Genomic DNA, 17,853 nt, shown 5'->3' on the forward strand with positions numbered 1-17,853 from the left:
AAAAAATATGAAATATACTCTCTTATGTACGTTAGTCATTATGGCGACTAGTCTGTTTGCGGCATCCGAATCGATCAAAGCTGCCGATGAACAACAACTAAAAGCGTTTTCATCGACAGCTTATCCAAAGCAAGTAACAGAGGTTATCCCCAATAAAGTCTATCATGTGATGGGATATGCACACAGTAATGCAAGTTTTATTATTGGTGATACATCGGTTATTGTTATTGATACACTGGATTCAACAACACGTGCCGAGCAACTCAAAAAAATCATTGCAACCTATACCAATAAGCCAATTAAAACAATTATATATACCCATGGGCATCCTGATCATCGTGGAGGAGCAGGTGCGTTTATGAATACTAAGCCTGAGATTATCGCAGCAGCTCCCATTAAACCACTATTAGGAAAAACAAATATCTTAAAAGATGTGTTTGATCTACGCAGTATTCGTCAGCATGGATATCAGTTAACCGATGAAGAGGCTGTTTCTCAAGGTATTGGCATCAGAGAGGGAATTACTCAAAAAAATGGTGATATACAACGTTTTGTTCCTCCAACAACACTTCTTAAAGAACGTCAAACAACACGTGTTATTGATGGAATTACGTTTGAATTTAATAGTGCCTCAGGAGAAACTGATGATCATCTATTAATTTGGTTACCAGAATCTAAAGTTCTTTTGAGTGGTGATAACTATTATGGATGTTGGCCAAATATTGCACCTATTCGTGGTGGTCAATACCGTGATGTCAATGCATGGATTGAGACATTAGAAAAAATGCTCTCATTCAATGCAACCTATGTTCTCCCAGGTCATACAAAACCACTGATGGGCAATAAAGAGGTCACAGAAGTATTGACAAATTACCATGATGCTCTTGAATATGTTTTACAAGAAACACTAAAATACATCAATCAAGATATGAGTGTTGATGGTATTGTTGAAAAAGTCAAATTACCTGAGCATTTTGCAAAATTGCCTTATCTTGGAGAATATTATGGAACAGTTGAATGGACGGTAAGAGGTATCTTTAGTGGTTATGTGGGCTGGTTTGATGGAAACCCAACAAACATACATCCACTCCCACCAAAAGATCATGCGCAAAAAACTATAGCCTTGATGGGTGGATCTGAAACTGTCCAAAAAGCAATGATTGATGCCTTAAGCCGCCAAGATTCGCAATGGGCCATTGAACTTGCTGATCTTTTATTAGCTATTGACACTACCAATCAAACCATAAAAAGGTATAAAGCACAAGGGTTGATTTCCTTAGCTCAAAAAGAGACCAGCGCCAATAGTCGTCACTATTATTTTGCGTATGCTAAAGAACTTTTATCAGAATAAAGCAGTCTTATGGAGATGATCTTATAGAATTAAATAAAAATGCTACATGGCATCGTATCTTAGAAGTGGGGCAATGCCCCACCGTGTTTAGCATCACGAGTTTAGTGGATAAGGATCTTAGTCTATGATCATCAATACAGGAACCAAAACAGATATTCCCGCTTTTTTCAGTCAATGGTTTTACCGCAGAATTGAAGAGGGTTTTGTTTATGTACGCAATACCTACAATCCATCCTTGGTAAAAAAATATCTCTTGCATCCACACAGTGTTGACTGTCTGACTTTTTGTACGAAAAATCCTGCGCCCATGCTCCCAAAGCTTCATCAACTAGAACCTTTTGGTCAATTTTGGTTTGTGAGTATTACTCCTTATGGCAAAGAGATAGAACCATATGTGCCATCTGTTCATGATGTGATTGCAAGCTTTCAGTCTCTTTCAAAAAGCCTAGGCTCACACAAGGTGATTTGGCGTTATGATCCTATTTTTATCAATGACGTCTATACGGTTGAACATCATATAAAACGGTTTGATGCCATAGCGTCTTCTTTGGCAGGATATACACATACATGTGTTATTAGTTTTATTGATCTTTATGCCAAGCATATCTCCAGTGGTTTAGCTATCTCTATGGTGCATAAAAACGAACGTATCCAATTGGCGCAAGCTTTTTTTAAAATTGCTCAAAAATACGATATGTCTCTTAAAACATGTGTGGAAGGAAAAGAACTCACATTATATGGGGTTGATTGTTCGGGGTGCATGACACAAAGTGTGATTGAAAAAGCCATTGGGCAGGCCATGAGTATTCCTAAAAAATCTACTTCCAGAAAAGGGTGTTCATGCGTGCTTGAAAATGATATTGGCATGTATAATTCGTGTTTACACGGATGTGTTTATTGTTATGCCAATACATCACTCAACGCAGTCAGAAATAATGTCAAACTTCACAATCCTGCATCACCGCTCTTATTAGGCGAGCTCTTACCTACCGATACGCTGCAAGAGGTTTCCCAAATGAGTTATAAAAGTAGGCAAGCTCGTCTGTTTGATTGAAAAAGCTTATACGATAAGCGTTGCTTTGGTAATGGATAGGGTCGCTGTATTTTCGAGGACTTTAACAACATGTTGTAAATAAGGCATGCTAAATGGTGTTCAAGTGCCTCTTCACTCTCCCATGTTTCGATAAGAATAAATGTATGGTTTTGATGTCAGCCTTATTATGAATACAAAGTGTTGCGATAATTTTTAATGCCATAGGTCTTATCCTATTAGCGCACAAAGAAATCAGTGTAAATGGGCGTCATTATTACTTTGCTTATGCTAAAGAGTTATTGGATGATTAAGAGTGATGTTTTGTAAAGGAGTAAGATAGAGTCTGTCTTATTTCTTTACAAGCCCCTGACGCCACGCATACACAGCAACTTTGGTTCGGTCTGTTAAATAGAGTTTGCTTAAAATATTGCTGACATGTGATTTTACAGTTTTTTCTGAGATATTAAGACGCGTTGCAATATCCATATTTGACAATCCTTCTGCAATATAATGCAACACTTCCATTTCGCGACTTGTTAAATCCTCATGGAACTGTTCATCTTCCATATTTATTGAGACAACTTTTTCCAGTGCTTTAGCGACACGCGGACTTATGACACTTTCTCCTCGTGCTGCTTTTCGCACGGCACGAATAAGGTCTTCAGGCGTTGTATCTTTGAGTATATACGAAATAGCTCCTGCTTGTGTTGTTGGCACCACATATTCATCGCCTTCGTGTGAAGTTACCATGATAATCTGGCTACGAGGGCTCACTTTTTTAATCTGCCGTATTGTTTCAACGGCTGGTTTATCTGGCATAAATAGGTCAAGCAATACAACATCAGGAGCATAGTGCATCGCAGCACTCACCGCTTCCATACCAGATTCCACAACGGCCATCACTTGAATATCCTCAGCGGTGGAAAGAAAGGCCGTTAGCCCTTTGCGCACCATGGCATGGTCATCAGCAAGAATAAGTGTGATTTTTTCAGTCATGATTCATTTCTCCATGAAAGTGTGATTTGAGTTCCCACACCTACGGTACTTTGAATGTCAAGTGTTCCATCTGGAAGTTCTTGTATGCGTTCGTGCATGGAAATAAGCCCAAGTCCTCCTGTTTTTTGCTTAGTCATAAAGCCTACTCCGTTATCAGTGATTGTAAGAGTAATAGTATCGTCGTGTCTTGCACATGCAATCACGATCTTAGATGCCTTACCATGGCGCACTGCATTGATGAGTGATTCTTGAACAATGCGTAAAATATGATGCTCTATATATGCATTGCATTGAAGAAGTTCAGCATACTTTAGTTCTATGCTTATGCCGAAACGGCGCTTGAAATCTTCGGCAATCATAACGATACGTTCAGAAAATGAAGTGTTATTGCCTTCTGTGGGGTGCAGTTGCGTGATAATTTCCATGAGATCATGCTGTGCTTCACGCGTGATAGCTTCCGCCTCTAAAATATGTTCGCCAGCAAATTTCATTGCCACAGGCTTGGTTTTGATGGTTGCCAATTGTAAACCCAAAGCAAAGAGCTTCTGTTTTACCGTATCATGAAGTTCACGCGCCAGACGATTTCGCTCATCACTTATGGCAAGATTTTGTTTCAAATTCAGATACATCTCCAAATCTCGTGCCATGTTATTAAGGTGTTCACTATGCCGCATCAGGACATCATCATTTGGCAGAGAAATTTTCTTTTTAAAGTTACCTTGCCGCCAACTTTCAGTAATTTCATTCATTTTTTGTAATTGCTTCGTTACATAACGAGATGCAATGAGTCCACATACAATACCTATCGGCACCGAAAGCAATAAAACCTTACCCCATATGTGAAACAGAAAAACCATGACACTTTTAAACTGTATCCATGGATCAAACTCTGCAATATACACAATGCGTAAATGTCCAACGAGTTCTTCATTGTCATGCTTTATGAGTAGTTCCTTATCCGCTAATATAAGTCCATCTTTTGCTAGCCATTGAACACTGTTTTTTACTGCGTACTGACTTTTTATTTTACTAAGATAAGGTGATATTTTGTTTGAAAAATTATCAAAATCCGACAATACGAGAGAACCATTTTTATCGATAATCTCGATATAAACTTCAGGAGAACTAGAGCTCGTAATACGATAAATTGAAGAACCGCTACCCTGCTCCAAGTTTATCAATTTTTCACGGATATTATTGCGCGCTTTGTTCAACCATTCGACGTTATTTGTATCAAGGATTGCTTGTGTAACAATAAGCTCTTCACTGTCTATTATCTTTTCAATATTTTCAAGCGTAATAGTAGTATGAAAATTAGTGTAATTGTTTATGCTGTTTAGCATTATAGCAATTAAGATTATGGCAAAAAAAGAAAGCAACGCGTAGCTTATCGCAAGCTGACACCACAAACGATTCATAAAAGTCAGATAATAGTTGAATAAATTTTTCATATCTTCATTATAAAATAATTTTCAAAAAAATACATCAGTCTAAAGTCTGATGCATCATTATTGGTTGTATCTCATACTTTAGACCGATGTGCAAAATATAATAATCAGCTATATTTCCAAGTATGTAAATCACACTTAAAAGGAGCTATACTATGCCATACAATTCACGTTCAATCTCATTAAAGAGTCTGGCTATACTTACAATGTTAACCATCAATGCCTTTGGTACAAGCATTCCAAGCCGTCCTGAGCCTATACAGACAAATCAGGCTACTTCTGCACTATTTGCAGAGGAAAACTGGGCTTTTGCACTTGGTGGTGGCGTGATGTATAGAGCAAAATATGAAGGTTCGGACAATTACCATGCTGTATTTATCCCTGATATCTCAGCTCGGTATAAAGACGGTTTGATTTTTGCAAATTGGAATGGGATTGGAAGCTATCCTATTTACGGAGAAAACTATAAAATCGGTGCTTCAATAAGCCCCTCTTTTGGTAGAAAAGAAAAGGATGATAGAGAAAATCTACGAGGTATGGGCGATATTGATACGGGAATAGTAGTCAATCTTCTTGGAGAATATGATTATGGTCCTATGAAACTTTCAGGCAAAATCTCAAAGGGAGATAAAGAATATGGCACAACGGCAAAATTAGAAATAGGCAAGGTATTCGCACTGACAGAAAAGCTTAAGCTAAAGGTTGCTGCGGGTAATACATGGGCGGATGAAGAGCATATGCAAAGTTATTTTGGCGTTTCTCCAGTACAATCAATGCGTTCAGGATATACCCCATATGAGGCAAAATCAGGAATTAAATCTGCTGGAGTTTCGATCGCTACATTCTATTCAATAACTAAAAGTTGGGAAGCAAAAGTTATACTTACAGCAGATAAATTGTTAGATGATGCCGCGGATAGTCCACTCACAAAAAAAGATTTGAACACAGCTACAATGGCTACACTCAGTTATAAATTTTAACCTGAGAATAACTACGTTTTCCACTATAAAGTAGAGAACTTCTACCAAAGATATTAAGAGTAATGCTTTTTATTTTATAGTCACGATAGAAGACTTACACGGAAGTCTTCTATCTCATTGTATTAGGCAATTAAATGAGCTTTTGTAATTGAAAGTGTCGCAACACCCTCAAGTGCTTGAGCAAACTGTTTTAAATGGGGTGTTGCAAAATGAATCGCTAAAGCATCTTCATTTTCCCAAGTTTCAATCATAATCAACACATCTTCTTGTTCACTGTTTTGTAGGAGAAAATACTCCAAACAGCCTACTTCTTTGCGTGTTGGCACAATTAATTTTAATGCTTCTTGTTTAATCATTTCTATATGATCTTGTTTTATTTGTATGGTTGCAATGATTTTTAAAGCCATTGGTCCTCCTTTGTGATATTTTTATAAACTTTTGACACTTTGGCGAAATCGCCTCAGTTGACTTTCTTCTACAGTATTGATAACATTTTGAAGAACTTGAATCATTTTTTCTTTATCATTTGGAATACTCCCTGATAATGGAACAGCAATAGAAGAATGTACCGCTTGAAATATTGTCGGAATAGTCAAGGTGTTGATAAATTCTTTCATCTCTTCAAGTTTTTCAATCTCTGTTGCCTCTTCGTAATCCCCAGTTTTAGCTTGCTCAAAGAGTAAAGAGCCTGGCATAAGCGTCAAGGAGGAAGCATAGACCAATGTTGGCTTTAGCTGATTAAGAATTTTGGCTGAATCATGAGCATGTTTAAAACCATATCCATGACCACCCAATCCATTGAGAAAATTGGCAACATAGAGAAATCCTGCTTCATCCATTTTTAAACACTGTTCAAGAACCAGTGATGAAGAGTATCCTTTACCCATACGCTCCAAAATCACATCATCCCCAGACTCAATCCCAAAATAGGGATTGCTGTATCCAATATCACGCAGATCTTTCAACTGTGATACGGTTTTATTGGCCATATTATTAATGCGCGCATACCCACCAATGGACTCAACTGAGGGAAGATACGACTTGATCTGTTCGGCAATTTTCATCAATTTGTCGTAACTGAGCACAAATGGATCAGCACCTTGCAAAAAGATTCGTTTAGGAGCAATACGATAACTTCTCAGTTCGTTTAAGTCACTAAGAATTTCCTCCATTGAGGATGTTTTAAAATGACTCTCCTGATAAAAGGTACAAAATGCACACTGATTGTGTGTGCTACAGCCTGAAGTTACTTGTAAAAAAGCAGAATCTGCCTCATAAGGTGGTCGATTGATACCACTAGAAAAATGCATAGAGATGTACTCCTTATTTGAATGCGAAGAGGGATGTCCTATCATCATGATAAGACATCACAGTTATTAATTTAAAAATGTGTTTTGAAGATGTTTGAGGAAGCGTTGTTTCTCTGATTCAAGGTCTAAATCACCTTTAAAGATATCGTGAACAGAAAAGGTTGGTAAAGGTTGTGCACCACAAAACTGAAATGTCTTATGTACAGCGACATGTGTTTCATCCAGTGTCATACCTTCAAAAAATCCCTCTTTATCATTAAATTCAGATGCTGGACAATTGTAGGTTAAAGAGAGCATATACTCTTTAGCTTGCATCAAACCTCCACTACCATAATGTTTAGTTGCATCACTACGCGTACGACCATCATTTATATAGGTTACACTGCCTTGTCCCATTGAGAAAATCTCATCCATATATTTTTTTGCAAGCCATGGAACGCTCATCCAGTACACCGGATATTGAAACAAAATAATGTCTGCCCATGCAAATTTATCTACTTCGTCTTGAATAGAGTAATCACTCTCTACCACGCTGTGTTGAACACTAAATCCATTCGATTGGAAAAACTCTGTAGCCTGTTCGATATAAAATCGTGTTAAGTTGCCCTCAGCAATAGCTGGATAGCGTTGATGACCATTGATAATTAAAACATTTTTCATATTAATCCTTTAAAAGTAATTTTTTTAATGAGCGCGTACGCTGGGATTAGCGTCTTTATTGTGATTGATAAAATTCGTGAAAATTCGTGATTCGTTTTGAGGAATATTGACGCCATTATTTTTGCCTATTTCAATACACTTAAGAAGCCATGCCATATTTTTCCCTAATAAGCTGAGTGTTTGTTGTCCTTCTAAATCATATTCTAAATCTTCAGGGTGTTTTGCATAAATATTATTCCAATATTGACTAGAAACAATAGGCATATTATTGATTGTGAAATACTTATTTAGAACATCAAAACTGGAGGTTGTACCAGAACGTCGAGCAACAACGACTGCACTACCTGGCTTATAAGCAAATGCGTGGCGACCTGCAAAAAAAAGCCTATCAAGTAACGATAATATTCTTCCTGTTGGATGGGCATAATAAACAGGTGAGCCAAAAATAAACCCATCGCTCTTTTCTGCCTTATAAATAATGTCATTAATCATGTCATCTTTAAAAACGCACAGACCAGGCGTTTGAGTATAACATCCCATGCAGCCACTACAATCTCGAATTGGTGTATTACCTACTTGAATAACCTCACTCTCAATTCCTTCAGTTTTCAACGATTTTTCAACCATACTAAGGGCATTAAAAGTACTGCCTTTTTTATTGGAACTTCCATTGACTAAAAGAACTTTCATAATTTCCCTCGATATTTTTCGAAAATTATAATCGCAACACTCTTAATATATCCTTACGATACAAAAATATCGTAAGGATATATTAATCTCTATTTGTGCTATACTATAAACCAAAATAATTAGAGTTATGAAAAAAAGGCCACAAATGTATGTTGTAAATAACAAAGAGTACACCTGTGCAATCACTATTGCACAAGATATTTTCAATGATCGATGGAAATTGTGTATCATATGGCATCTTTTAGAGGGCGAAAAGCGCTACAAAGATCTTTTTGAGAGTGTGGGTGAAATTACACAAAAAACATTAACATCTAAACTGAGAGAGCTGGAAGAGAAGCATCTTATCTCTAGACAAATATTTCCTGAGATTCCTCCTAAAGTAGTATATGCACTGACCCCTATTGGGGAAAAATTACGGCCTATTTTAAATGAAATGTTTGATTGGGGCATCGATTACGTTCAAGAGCATGGGACACTCAAGGATGGTGTTGTATGTGAACCAAAATTTTCCTCAAAGATTGATAAATAGATATTAAAATTCGTATTGACTAATTTTGGCCAATATCTATTATACTCGAGCCATTGCTATGTATATTGTAGTCTCTGTTACTATAATTCACTGTTTAGTGATTTTACTAAACAGCTATTGAGCTAAACAATTTATTTAGTGAAATCACTAAAAAATAATACAAAAGGATAGCAAATGATAGATTTTATTGTACGCTTTATCGCACTTTTTAGTCTATTGACACTTGTCGTGATTATTTGTATGAAATTTATTGGGGCTATGAGAATAGAAAAAAGCAACAATAATCCGATACACTTTACCACAGAGTTAATTCATTCTGGCATTGCTAGTTTATCATTAGCGTATTGGTTGTCATTTATGCAATAATGGCTTTCATCCATTATTGCTTGAGTTAAATTGCCACTATCAAAATATAACTTTTTGATGATTTTTATCTTTTTATATCAAAAAAAGAGGTAAAATGATAAGTTTTGTACAAATTCTTATCATTTAGATGAAAAATAGTAGTTACCTACTTTAATAAAAAACGTGTTTTTGAATGGCTTTTTGTATAGCGTTTCGCAGTTGCTTATCTGTTGGAATAGTCGCAAAATGTTTATAAGTAATACTAGGTTGAACAGGTAAGGGAAGTTTTGTTAATTTACCTTTTTGTTTTGGCTTACTTGTGTCTTTTTTAACGTATTTTGAATAGTTCCCTTTATTGGATACTATAGTACACAATAAATCTAAGATAATTGTTGGAGAAAGCATTTTATCAGGAGTATTGAAAAAAAGCCTAGAAAAGCCTTCATTGTTTTTTTCTTGTATTTCAAGAAGATAAGCACTGCTATTATCTTTCAAATAAATGTGAATAATTAAAAATTTGCGAAGTATCGTTTTTTTCTCTCCGTTGATCCCTTTGATCTTCTTTAGAATATGCCATCTATTCAATACAGATTTTTGTAACAATTGACTTGATTTGATGCTACAGTATTCAGGAAAACTTGACTCTATTCCTTCTAAGGTGATATATGAGAATCCCGATACAAGATCTTCATCATTTTTCGTAAGTAAAGCTAACGCATCTTCAATAGCTTTGAAACCTTGGAATTGTGTAGGTTGATTATGCTCTATGTGTGCTTGTTTTATTTGAGCGGTTTCTTCAGAATCTTTTTGATTATTGGTTTCTCCCGATGACAAATGAAGAGGATTTTTGTCAGACTCTCCTTTTTCATAAGAGGGGCTTTCTATTTCAATAATTTTATTGTGTTCTATAATAGTAGGTGGGGTACCAATTGTTTCAACTTGTGAATATGCACGAACAAAACCGGTAGTTGTATGTGGATTATGTTTGTGCGTGATGTCTTGACCATCATCTTCATTGTCTTCTGATAACTCATGGGGACGAGGGATATATTGTACAGTTTCTTTTTTCGGCTTAATGTCGTATTTAATATCTTCTGAAATAATTTTATGGTCTATTGGTAATGATGCTTGATTAATTCGCAACATGAGAAACGTTGAGTTATCAATCCACACTCCATCTCCTACCAATGTTAAGTTAGTCGGATGATATGGTAGTACAACAGGATTCATATACCCTTTAGAATGGTCTTGTTGAATTGAGGCCCACACATGGCTTAGTCTGCTTCGAGAAGTTTGATTTAATTTTAGGTAGCTAAGAAGAATAATATTTTCGTCTGTTTTACCTTCATTGAGTTCAATCTCATAGTCGCCTGATTCATTTATAAAAGCACTTTTGATATACTTTTCTATGGCTACATCAATAGTGTCTAAAATTAATTTCGTACGAATTTGCTTATGTCCTGGAGCAATTGCACTGGTTAGAAATTCCAAAGAAGGGATATAGACAGTTATATCATTTGTTGAGATAATTTTAGTTAGGCGAGATTTGCAGAAAGCAACAAAATCATTTGAGTTTTCTGGAAATTTACCTATATCATATTTGAATTTTGAAATATGCCAATAAGTTTTATCGGGAATTTTATGGTCTAATGTCACTGATGTAGGTTGTAATCTTTGGTCTGAGAACACAAAATCGAATTGCTTATTATATGAAAAGTACTTATGGTTTTTCCAAATTGCAGATGTTGAATTCTGTCCTTTCCATATTGTACCTAGTCTAGTTTGGTCTAATTCGGCAACGGTAGCATAAAGAATATCATTGACATCAGAAAGTGTTTTACCATCTTCTAAAATTTGTTTCGCAGCAATTTTTACCAAAGGTAAAGATAAATTTTGAGTATTTTCTATAATAGGACCATACCACCAAATAACTCGTTTAATATTATCTTTTGGAAATGAAGAAATAGGATGGTTAGCTTCCATAAGAGAGCTCTTTGTTTTTGTAGCATATTTTGTTGGAATGTAGTACTTTTAATTGGAAATGACAACCCCCGCCAAAGATAGAAGGGCGAGATGAGGTGTGATGAGGCGACCTAAAAGGTCTTAGGGGGCTTAGTTCAACGTCTTCTTCTTGGAGCGATTGGTAGGCATTGGATTCGAGTATCTCTTCGATGCTTTGAGGCGGTAAAATGTAGCGAAGGCGTTTAATACTCATGCTTTTGCCACATCCAGGACTTCCTTCCATCAAAAGGTTGTGCATACCCGCTGCTGCAATGAGCATAGCTCGCTTAGCTCTTTGTTGCCCTAGTACATCGCCAAAATCAAGCGGAAAATGAGTAGTGTAAAAATAATTTTTGGCTTCAATTTCTAAGCAATTTTCACAAAAATTTTGTTTTGGAGTTGCTACTTCTGTATTAAAACGTTTTTCTTTAAAAAAAAGCAGGGCATCATGCAGTGTTTCAACCCCATATACTTCGATATTTGGGATTTGTTGCACTTTGGAAAGAAGCTCGCTGGGTACTAAGACACGAAGGTTTTTAACGTACGAAGCCAATGATAGAATGATGGGAAACATGGTGTTTGTTTTCTTGATTTTACCATCAAGCCCTAATTCTCCAAAAATGAAAAAATCATTACAGGTAAAGCGCTCTTTTTGAATAGCAATAAGTAACGCAATACCAAGATCAAAGTGGCTGCCTTCTTTTTTAAGATCAGAAGGAGAGAGGTTTATAGTGATTTTTTGAGCGGGGAATTGGAAGTTAATACTTGAAAGGGCCGATTTTATTCTCTCACGAGACTCTTGGATAGATTGATCGGCCATCCCTACAATGCTAAAGCCAGGAAGCGCTCGAACAAGTGTGGATTCTACATTGACTTCATAGGCTTTGTTGCCATATAATGTTGCACATTTGGCATGTTTAACCTTAGAAAGGGCAATAGCTTCTTCCACGGTTATTTACCTGCTTTTTGCTTTTTTTTCCACTCTTTTTCAAATTTTTTACGTTTTAGGTAAGAGAGTTTTTCGATAAATAGACGACCTTTCAGATGATCCATTTCGTGTTGTACCGCGATAGCCATCAGATCAGTAAATTCTTCTTCATGTCGGTTACCCTCTCGATCAAAATAAGCAACTTTGATATGTGCAGCGCGTTCTACTTCATCATAGTACCCAGGAACGCTCAAACAGCCCTCTTGATAAATAGTGACGCCATCTTTTTCAAGAATAACCGGATTGATTATTTCGTAGAGGTTTTCATTTTTTTGGCAACCTTCATCATCGACAAGGTTAATAATGACTACATTTAAAGGCTCACCAATTTGAACAGCAGCAAGCCCAATGCCTTCACTATGAACCATCGTATCGAACATATCTTGCAAAAGAGTATGCAGGTACGCATCAAAATGCATAACATCTTTAGACGTTTCGCGTAGAAGCTTATTGGGATAAACTAATACCTCTCTAATCATAGTTCCTCGCTTGGTAGGGAAGGCGTACAAACGATGTATGGAACATATTTTTTGCCAGTATGAGGCAACTCTTCAAGGGTTGCTGCAAGAAATTCTTCGGAATTATGATCGGGATCGAGTGCTACAATGGTGAGTTCAATATCGGTTTCAACTTCGCCCGTTCCAACAAAAAAGCTAGTTTGGTAGACAAGTTCGCTGATACGGTCACATGCTTTTTTAGCACCTACAATATCTGTATGTTTCAGAATCATTGCAAAAATACCATCACCAAAATGAGCAACAACATCACTTCTTCGAGAAGTTTTTAGAAGTAATTTGGCAATGTTACGAACAACAATATCTTTATCTTTTTTATTGACAATTTTTTCTAATGTATCTTCTTTAACGCGTGCCAAGACCAAAGAGCTTGGATGCGCATAGTTTTTAATGAGTTTAATTTCATCTTGAAGGGATTTTATCAGGTACCGACGGTTATAAACGCCATACTTGACATCAAAAATAGATTGGTTATCGACCTCTTGCAAAATAGTTGTTGTTTTTTGATAATACTCTTTTAAAAGATCAATTTGTTTGGTTGTGAGGCCAAACATTTTGTTAAGGTCTTCGCTGAGGGAAGAGATAATATTTTGAATAGATAGTGGATTTGAGTTAGTTTCTAGCTGAGCAGAACGCTTTTTAACAATCTCTTGCATCACATTAAGGTTACGGTAAACAGTAGAGACGACTTGCATGATATTTTTAATCTGCGCAAAACCCTCTTTGACTTCACGCTCAATGCGTGCATGATTTTCATCATTGTTGGTATTTTCAAGCTCTAAAAAGTCATTGATACGCTTTTTAAAAGCAGTAGGTTTGCTTTCTAAAAGCTTGTCGAAATAGATTTGAAAATTGGTAGGTGTGGGAGGGATGTTCTCATCTCCCAACACCTTAAGTACCAATGCGGCAAATTTTTCAAGCTCTTGGTTAGATGCTTGGGTTACAATAGGCTCTTTTGGAGATGGTGGCGGGGTTTGTTCGATCACATCTTCTTTAGTATCGATATTATAAACACCCGTTGCACCTTTGTCTTTATTAAAACGAACCATTGTTTGCCTTCTTTACTATCATAAATTATTTAAAACTTTTATCGAGTACTTTATCGATTAACCCGTATTCACACGACTCTTCAGCACTCATGAAAAAATCACGTTCTGTATCTTTGATGATTTTTGGAAGTTTCTGTGAACAGTTTTTTGCCAAAATTTCATTGAGTACTTGTTTCATACGTAAAATTTCTTTCGCCTGAATTTCAATATCGGTTGCTTGTCCTTGTGCACCGCCCAATGGTTGGTGAATCATAATACGTGCATTAGGAAGAGCGTAACGTTTACCTTTGGTACCAGCACTAAGTAAAAATGCTCCCATCGATGCTGCTTGACCAATACAGATGGTACTAATATCTGGTTTAATATAGTTCATAGTATCGTAAATACTAAAACCACTGGTAATAACGCCACCAGGAGAGTTAATATAAAGATAGATATCTTTTTCAGGATCTTCCGCTTCAAGGAACAGTAGCTGTGCTACAATCGAAGAAGCAACAACATCATTGATCTCACCGCTGAGCATAATGATACGATCTTTTAAAAGGCGAGAGTAGATATCGTAACTTCTCTCACCGCGACCCGTTTTTTCAATAACGACAGGAACGTAATAGCTCATTATTTACCTTTAGTAAAAAGCTTTGTGAAGAGTCTCTCTTCGATAATAGACATTTTAATCGCTGGAAGAACGCCTTGTTTCTCATAGAACTCTAGGTATTCTTTAGGGTTTGCACCTTGTTGCATTGCTTCAAAGTAGATCATTTGAAGGACTTCTTGGTCACTTACATTGATGCTCTCTTGTTTTGCTAATTCATCAACAATAAATGTGAGTTTAACACTTTTTTCTGATTCTGCTCTAAACTCTTCTCTTTTTTCTTTAATTTTATCAGGATTTCCTGCAAATTCTTTGATTTCATCTTCACTGAGTTTTCCAAAAACACTTCTCATTTGAAGGTCAATCTCTTGGTCAACGATGTTTTCTGGAAGATCAAAGGCAATTTTTTCTAAAACGTTTTCAACAAATTTAGGTTTAACTTCGTCATTGAAAAGTTTTGCTAATTTTTCATTACGAATTTCGTCTTCAATTTGACCTTCAAGCGTCTCTAGTGTTGGGTTTTCAACACCTGGAAGAAGTTTTTTGATCATCTCTTCGCTTGGTGTTTCAGGGATGTCTTTAACTTTAATCTCTTTTAGGGTTACTTTAAAGGTGGTTGGTTTTCCTGCAAGATCTTTATTACCATATGTTTCTGGGAATGTAACAGCGATCTCTTTCGCTTTATTGCTTACTTTCATACCAATAATGCCATCTTCAAATCCTGGAATAAATGAGTTACTTCCGATTTCAAGCGTATAGCCTTCTGCTTTACCGCCTTCAAAAGCAACATCTTCTAAAAAGCCTTCAAAATCGATCACAACAAAGTCGCCAGATTTAACAGCGCGTTTTTCTTCAACGGTTTTAAGATCTGCAACCAATGACAAAGTTTTCTCAAGTCTCTCAGAAATCTCTTTTTTAGCCACTTTTGGTGCTTTGTATTCAGGTACACACTCTTTGTAGCCTTCGATAATAATAGTTGGTTTGAATGAAAGTTTCATAACAAGCTCTAAACCACCATCTTTCTCTTCAAATTTTGAGAAACTAGGCTCACCGACAACGAGGTCTGCTTTGATATTGAGTTCAGCTAATGCTTTTGTGTAAAGCTCTCTAAGTGCTTCAGTTTGTGCATCTTCTTTGAGTTGTTTGCCGTAGCGTGCTTTAACGATATGTGCAGGTACTTTTCCTTTTCTAAAACCATCAACTTTCATATTTGAAGAAGCCGATGCAACCATCTTCTCTTCTTTTTTTTGTAAAAGTGCAGGTGAAATGGTTGCCTCAACTGCAGCATTAGCACTATTTGTACGGTTAACTTTAATTTGCATAAAATCCCTTTTCGATATAAAATTTTGCTCAAATATACCAAAAAATTGCTTTTAAGTCGCTTTTTATCCATTAAAAAGCAAAATAGAGATAAAATATCTCGTCTTAATTTTAACAGAAGTGAATCACAATGCAACGAAGAGAAGAGTTTGAACAAGCCGTCAAAACGATGCTTGAAATTATTGGTGAAAATACTGGGCGTGAAGGGCTTTTAAAGACACCAACACGCGTTTTTAAAGCCTATGAGCATATGACACAAGGCTATCACCAAAGTCCTAATGAAGTGCTAGGTGAAGCACTTTTTGAGAGTGACAATAATCAAATGGTACTGATTAAAGATATAGAATTTTATTCGATGTGCGAACATCACCTTTTACCGATTATTGGGCGCGCTCATGTTGCTTACATTCCGAACGGGAAAGTCGTTGGACTTTCTAAAATTCCTCGTATGGTTGATATTTTTGCACGTCGCCTTCAAATACAAGAACAACTGACCGAACAAATTGCCAAAGCGATTGATGATGTTATCGCTCCCAAAGGTGTGGGTGTGGTTATCCAAGCGCGTCACATGTGCATGGAAATGCGAGGTGTTGAAAAAACACATTCAAACACCACCACATCTTCGCTTCGTGGGCTTTTTTTAAAGGCAGATACACGAAAAGAGTTTTTTGACATCATCAACGCACCTCAGGCTAATCGCTACTAATGCCACTCGAGCGCCTCAGAAAAAAACTTCACGGTAAAAGCCTCTCTCCTATGTTTGGCACCATCACCAAAATTAGCTCTACAACCATCGAGGCGTGTGGGCTACGACCTAGCATTGGTGATATTGTCAAAATGATCTCACTCGATGGTCATAAAAGTGAACTTGGTATGATTACAGAAGTAGATCGGAATGCTTTTTTTATCTCACCGTTTGGTTTTATCGAAGGCTTTAAGATAGGCGATAAAGTTTTTATCAGTGAGCAAGGCATGATGATCCCTGTGGGGGAAGAACTTTTAGGACGCGTGGTTGATCCATTTATTCGCCCCAAAGATGGCAAAGGAACGATAGGTGCATCATCTATGGCACCGATTATGAGAGCGCCTTTGGATCCGATGAAAAGAGGACTTATCAATGAGCCATTTCGTGTAGGTGTCAAGACTATTGATGGACTTTTAACCTGCGGAAAAGGCCAGAAAATGGGCATCTTCGCAGGAAGTGGTGTTGGTAAATCAACCCTCATGGGTATGATTGTTCGTGGATCAGAAGCACCGATTAAAGTGGTTGCTCTTATTGGTGAGCGTGGTCGTGAGGTCCCTGAGTTTATTGAAAAAAACTTGGGTGGCAATCTTGACAACACAGTCATTGTTGTTGCAACCAGCGATGATTCGCCTTTGATGCGAAAATACGGGGCATTTAGTGCCATGAGTATTGCGGAGTACTTTAAAAATACAGGTAGAGATGTTCTGTTTATGATGGATTCCGTCACACGTTTTGCGATGGCACAGCGCGAGATTGGGTTAGCTTTGGGTGAGCCTCCAACATCAAAAGGCTATCCACCTTCTGTTTTGGCACTTTTACCACAGCTCATGGAGCGTGCGGGAAAAGAAGAGGGCAAAGGCTCTATTACCGCGTTCTTTACCGTACTTGTTGAAGGGGATGATCTGAGTGATCCGATTGCCGATCAATCCAGAAGTATTTTGGATGGTCACATTGTTCTAAGTCGCGAGCTTACAGACTATGGTATTTACCCTCCGATTAGTATTCAAAACAGTGCGTCAAGGGTTATGGGAGATGTTATTGAGGGTGAGCATAAAAAAGCTGCCATGCGTTTTAAACGCTTAAACTCTATTTTAAAAGAGAATGAGGTTCTCATTCGTATCGGTGCGTATGAAAAAGGTAACGATAAAGAGTTGGATATCGCTATTAGTAAAAAAGAGAAGATGAATGGCTTTTTACAGCAAGATCCCGATGAAGTTTTTGAATTTGAAGCAACGGTTGCTGAGTTAAAACAGATCATTGCCTAAATTTCTTTAGTATTTTTTAAACTAGAAAGTAATAGT

The 17,853-nt window shown here is 36.9% G+C and carries 19 protein-coding genes; 7 read left to right on the forward strand and 12 right to left on the reverse strand.

Features of this window, described 5'->3' with window-relative positions:
* Positions 1–7 precede the first annotated feature (7 nt).
* Entirely contained in the window at positions 8–1,351 is a 1,344-nt protein-coding gene (locus V7Q04_RS10060; RefSeq protein ID WP_333804922.1) for an alkyl/aryl-sulfatase, read from the forward strand.
* A 124-nt stretch (positions 1,352–1,475) separates the two neighbouring features.
* Complete coding sequence (locus V7Q04_RS10065) at positions 1,476–2,405, forward strand: DUF1848 domain-containing protein (RefSeq protein ID WP_333804923.1); 930 nt, start codon at positions 1,476–1,478, stop codon at positions 2,403–2,405.
* A gap of 327 nt (positions 2,406–2,732) precedes the next feature.
* Here the strand turns inward: V7Q04_RS10065 and V7Q04_RS10070 are convergent, their stop codons facing one another.
* Both V7Q04_RS10070 and V7Q04_RS10075 read right to left on the reverse strand, forming a co-directional pair.
* Positions 2,733–3,380 carry a response regulator transcription factor gene (locus V7Q04_RS10070; RefSeq protein ID WP_333804924.1) on the reverse strand — a complete coding sequence of 216 codons (648 nt, stop codon included), beginning with the start codon at positions 3,378–3,380 and terminating at the stop codon, positions 2,733–2,735.
* Complete coding sequence (locus tag V7Q04_RS10075) at positions 3,377–4,723, reverse strand: sensor histidine kinase (RefSeq protein ID WP_333804925.1); 1,347 nt, start codon at positions 4,721–4,723, stop codon at positions 3,377–3,379. Before V7Q04_RS10075 ends, V7Q04_RS10070 begins: the two co-directional genes overlap by 4 nt.
* Positions 4,724–4,983: 260 nt before the next feature.
* Between V7Q04_RS10075 and V7Q04_RS10080 the strand changes: the two genes are divergently transcribed.
* The gene (locus V7Q04_RS10080) at positions 4,984–5,808 is read left to right on the forward strand and encodes a MipA/OmpV family protein (protein ID WP_333804927.1); all 825 of its coding nucleotides are present in this window, start codon (positions 4,984–4,986) and stop codon (positions 5,806–5,808) included.
* A gap of 122 nt (positions 5,809–5,930) precedes the next feature.
* Here the strand turns inward: V7Q04_RS10080 and V7Q04_RS10085 are convergent, their stop codons facing one another.
* From V7Q04_RS10085 to V7Q04_RS10100, 4 genes are all read right to left on the reverse strand, one after another.
* The gene (locus V7Q04_RS10085; RefSeq protein WP_333804928.1) at positions 5,931–6,215 is read right to left on the reverse strand and encodes a putative quinol monooxygenase; all 285 of its coding nucleotides are present in this window, start codon (positions 6,213–6,215) and stop codon (positions 5,931–5,933) included.
* A 21-nt stretch (positions 6,216–6,236) separates the two neighbouring features.
* Positions 6,237–7,118, reverse strand: a complete 882-nt coding sequence (locus tag V7Q04_RS10090) for a radical SAM protein (RefSeq protein WP_333804929.1) — start codon at positions 7,116–7,118, stop codon at positions 6,237–6,239.
* A gap of 66 nt (positions 7,119–7,184) precedes the next feature.
* The gene (locus V7Q04_RS10095; protein ID WP_333804930.1) at positions 7,185–7,778 is read right to left on the reverse strand and encodes an NAD(P)H-dependent oxidoreductase; all 594 of its coding nucleotides are present in this window, start codon (positions 7,776–7,778) and stop codon (positions 7,185–7,187) included.
* A gap of 24 nt (positions 7,779–7,802) precedes the next feature.
* Positions 7,803–8,468: a flavodoxin family protein gene (locus V7Q04_RS10100; RefSeq protein WP_333804932.1), complete on the reverse strand. Its 666-nt coding sequence runs from the start codon at positions 8,466–8,468 to the stop codon at positions 7,803–7,805.
* 145 nt (positions 8,469–8,613) lie between these two features.
* Between V7Q04_RS10100 and V7Q04_RS10105 the strand changes: the two genes are divergently transcribed.
* A complete protein-coding gene (locus tag V7Q04_RS10105) occupies positions 8,614–8,997 on the forward strand; it encodes a winged helix-turn-helix transcriptional regulator (RefSeq protein ID WP_333804933.1) in 384 nt (127 codons plus the stop codon).
* Positions 8,998–9,171: 174 nt separating this feature from the next.
* Positions 9,172–9,363 (forward strand): hypothetical protein, encoded by a 192-nt coding sequence (locus V7Q04_RS10110; RefSeq protein WP_333804935.1) that lies wholly within the window; start codon positions 9,172–9,174, stop codon positions 9,361–9,363.
* Positions 9,364–9,513: 150 nt separating this feature from the next.
* On the opposite strand, the gene V7Q04_RS10115 is transcribed toward V7Q04_RS10110, so the two are convergent.
* The 6 genes from V7Q04_RS10115 to tig are packed head-to-tail and all read right to left on the reverse strand — an operon-like array spanning position 9,514 to position 15,809.
* Positions 9,514–11,325: a hypothetical protein gene (locus V7Q04_RS10115; RefSeq protein WP_333804936.1), complete on the reverse strand. Its 1,812-nt coding sequence runs from the start codon at positions 11,323–11,325 to the stop codon at positions 9,514–9,516.
* Positions 11,315–12,292, reverse strand: a complete 978-nt coding sequence (locus V7Q04_RS10120) for a magnesium chelatase domain-containing protein (RefSeq protein ID WP_333804937.1) — start codon at positions 12,290–12,292, stop codon at positions 11,315–11,317. Before V7Q04_RS10120 ends, V7Q04_RS10115 begins: the two co-directional genes overlap by 11 nt.
* Positions 12,293–12,294: 2 nt before the next feature.
* Positions 12,295–12,810, reverse strand: coding sequence for a peptide deformylase (gene def / locus V7Q04_RS10125; protein ID WP_333804938.1), 516 nt, complete (start codon positions 12,808–12,810; stop codon positions 12,295–12,297).
* The gene (locus V7Q04_RS10130; RefSeq protein ID WP_333804939.1) at positions 12,807–13,895 is read right to left on the reverse strand and encodes a diguanylate cyclase; all 1,089 of its coding nucleotides are present in this window, start codon (positions 13,893–13,895) and stop codon (positions 12,807–12,809) included. Before V7Q04_RS10130 ends, def begins: the two co-directional genes overlap by 4 nt.
* 25 nt (positions 13,896–13,920) lie before the next feature.
* Complete coding sequence (gene clpP / locus V7Q04_RS10135) at positions 13,921–14,511, reverse strand: ATP-dependent Clp endopeptidase proteolytic subunit ClpP (RefSeq protein ID WP_333804940.1); 591 nt, start codon at positions 14,509–14,511, stop codon at positions 13,921–13,923.
* Positions 14,511–15,809 (reverse strand): trigger factor, encoded by a 1,299-nt coding sequence (tig, locus tag V7Q04_RS10140; RefSeq protein WP_333804941.1) that lies wholly within the window; start codon positions 15,807–15,809, stop codon positions 14,511–14,513. The genes clpP and tig overlap by 1 nt, the downstream gene beginning before the upstream one ends.
* 128 nt (positions 15,810–15,937) lie before the next feature.
* Between tig and folE the strand changes: the two genes are divergently transcribed.
* Positions 15,938–16,513 (forward strand): GTP cyclohydrolase I FolE, encoded by a 576-nt coding sequence (folE, locus tag V7Q04_RS10145; protein ID WP_333804942.1) that lies wholly within the window; start codon positions 15,938–15,940, stop codon positions 16,511–16,513.
* Entirely contained in the window at positions 16,513–17,817 is a 1,305-nt protein-coding gene (gene fliI, locus V7Q04_RS10150; protein WP_333804943.1) for a flagellar protein export ATPase FliI, read from the forward strand. The genes folE and fliI overlap by 1 nt, the downstream gene beginning before the upstream one ends.
* Positions 17,818–17,853 lie beyond the last annotated feature (36 nt).

The organism is Sulfurospirillum sp. (genome assembly GCF_036802865.1).
Taxonomy (GTDB): domain Bacteria; phylum Campylobacterota; class Campylobacteria; order Campylobacterales; family Sulfurospirillaceae; genus Sulfurospirillum.

Coding starts and splice junctions, on each gene's coding strand:
- V7Q04_RS10060 (WP_333804922.1), top strand. CDS start 8: ATGAAATATACTCTCTTATGTACGTTAGTCATTATGGCGACTAGTCTG.
- V7Q04_RS10065 (WP_333804923.1), top strand. CDS start 1,476: ATGATCATCAATACAGGAACCAAAACAGATATTCCCGCTTTTTTCAGT.
- V7Q04_RS10070 (WP_333804924.1), bottom strand. CDS start 3,380: ATGACTGAAAAAATCACACTTATTCTTGCTGATGACCATGCCATGGTG.
- V7Q04_RS10075 (WP_333804925.1), bottom strand. CDS start 4,723: ATGCTAAACAGCATAAACAATTACACTAATTTTCATACTACTATTACG.
- V7Q04_RS10080 (WP_333804927.1), top strand. CDS start 4,984: ATGCCATACAATTCACGTTCAATCTCATTAAAGAGTCTGGCTATACTT.
- V7Q04_RS10085 (WP_333804928.1), bottom strand. CDS start 6,215: ATGGCTTTAAAAATCATTGCAACCATACAAATAAAACAAGATCATATA.
- V7Q04_RS10090 (WP_333804929.1), bottom strand. CDS start 7,118: ATGCATTTTTCTAGTGGTATCAATCGACCACCTTATGAGGCAGATTCT.
- V7Q04_RS10095 (WP_333804930.1), bottom strand. CDS start 7,778: ATGAAAAATGTTTTAATTATCAATGGTCATCAACGCTATCCAGCTATT.
- V7Q04_RS10100 (WP_333804932.1), bottom strand. CDS start 8,468: ATGAAAGTTCTTTTAGTCAATGGAAGTTCCAATAAAAAAGGCAGTACT.
- V7Q04_RS10105 (WP_333804933.1), top strand. CDS start 8,614: ATGTATGTTGTAAATAACAAAGAGTACACCTGTGCAATCACTATTGCA.
- V7Q04_RS10110 (WP_333804935.1), top strand. CDS start 9,172: ATGATAGATTTTATTGTACGCTTTATCGCACTTTTTAGTCTATTGACA.
- V7Q04_RS10115 (WP_333804936.1), bottom strand. CDS start 11,325: ATGGAAGCTAACCATCCTATTTCTTCATTTCCAAAAGATAATATTAAA.
- def (WP_333804938.1), bottom strand. CDS start 12,810: ATGATTAGAGAGGTATTAGTTTATCCCAATAAGCTTCTACGCGAAACG.
- V7Q04_RS10130 (WP_333804939.1), bottom strand. CDS start 13,895: ATGGTTCGTTTTAATAAAGACAAAGGTGCAACGGGTGTTTATAATATC.
- clpP (WP_333804940.1), bottom strand. CDS start 14,511: ATGAGCTATTACGTTCCTGTCGTTATTGAAAAAACGGGTCGCGGTGAG.
- tig (WP_333804941.1), bottom strand. CDS start 15,809: ATGCAAATTAAAGTTAACCGTACAAATAGTGCTAATGCTGCAGTTGAG.
- folE (WP_333804942.1), top strand. CDS start 15,938: ATGCAACGAAGAGAAGAGTTTGAACAAGCCGTCAAAACGATGCTTGAA.
- fliI (WP_333804943.1), top strand. CDS start 16,513: ATGCCACTCGAGCGCCTCAGAAAAAAACTTCACGGTAAAAGCCTCTCT.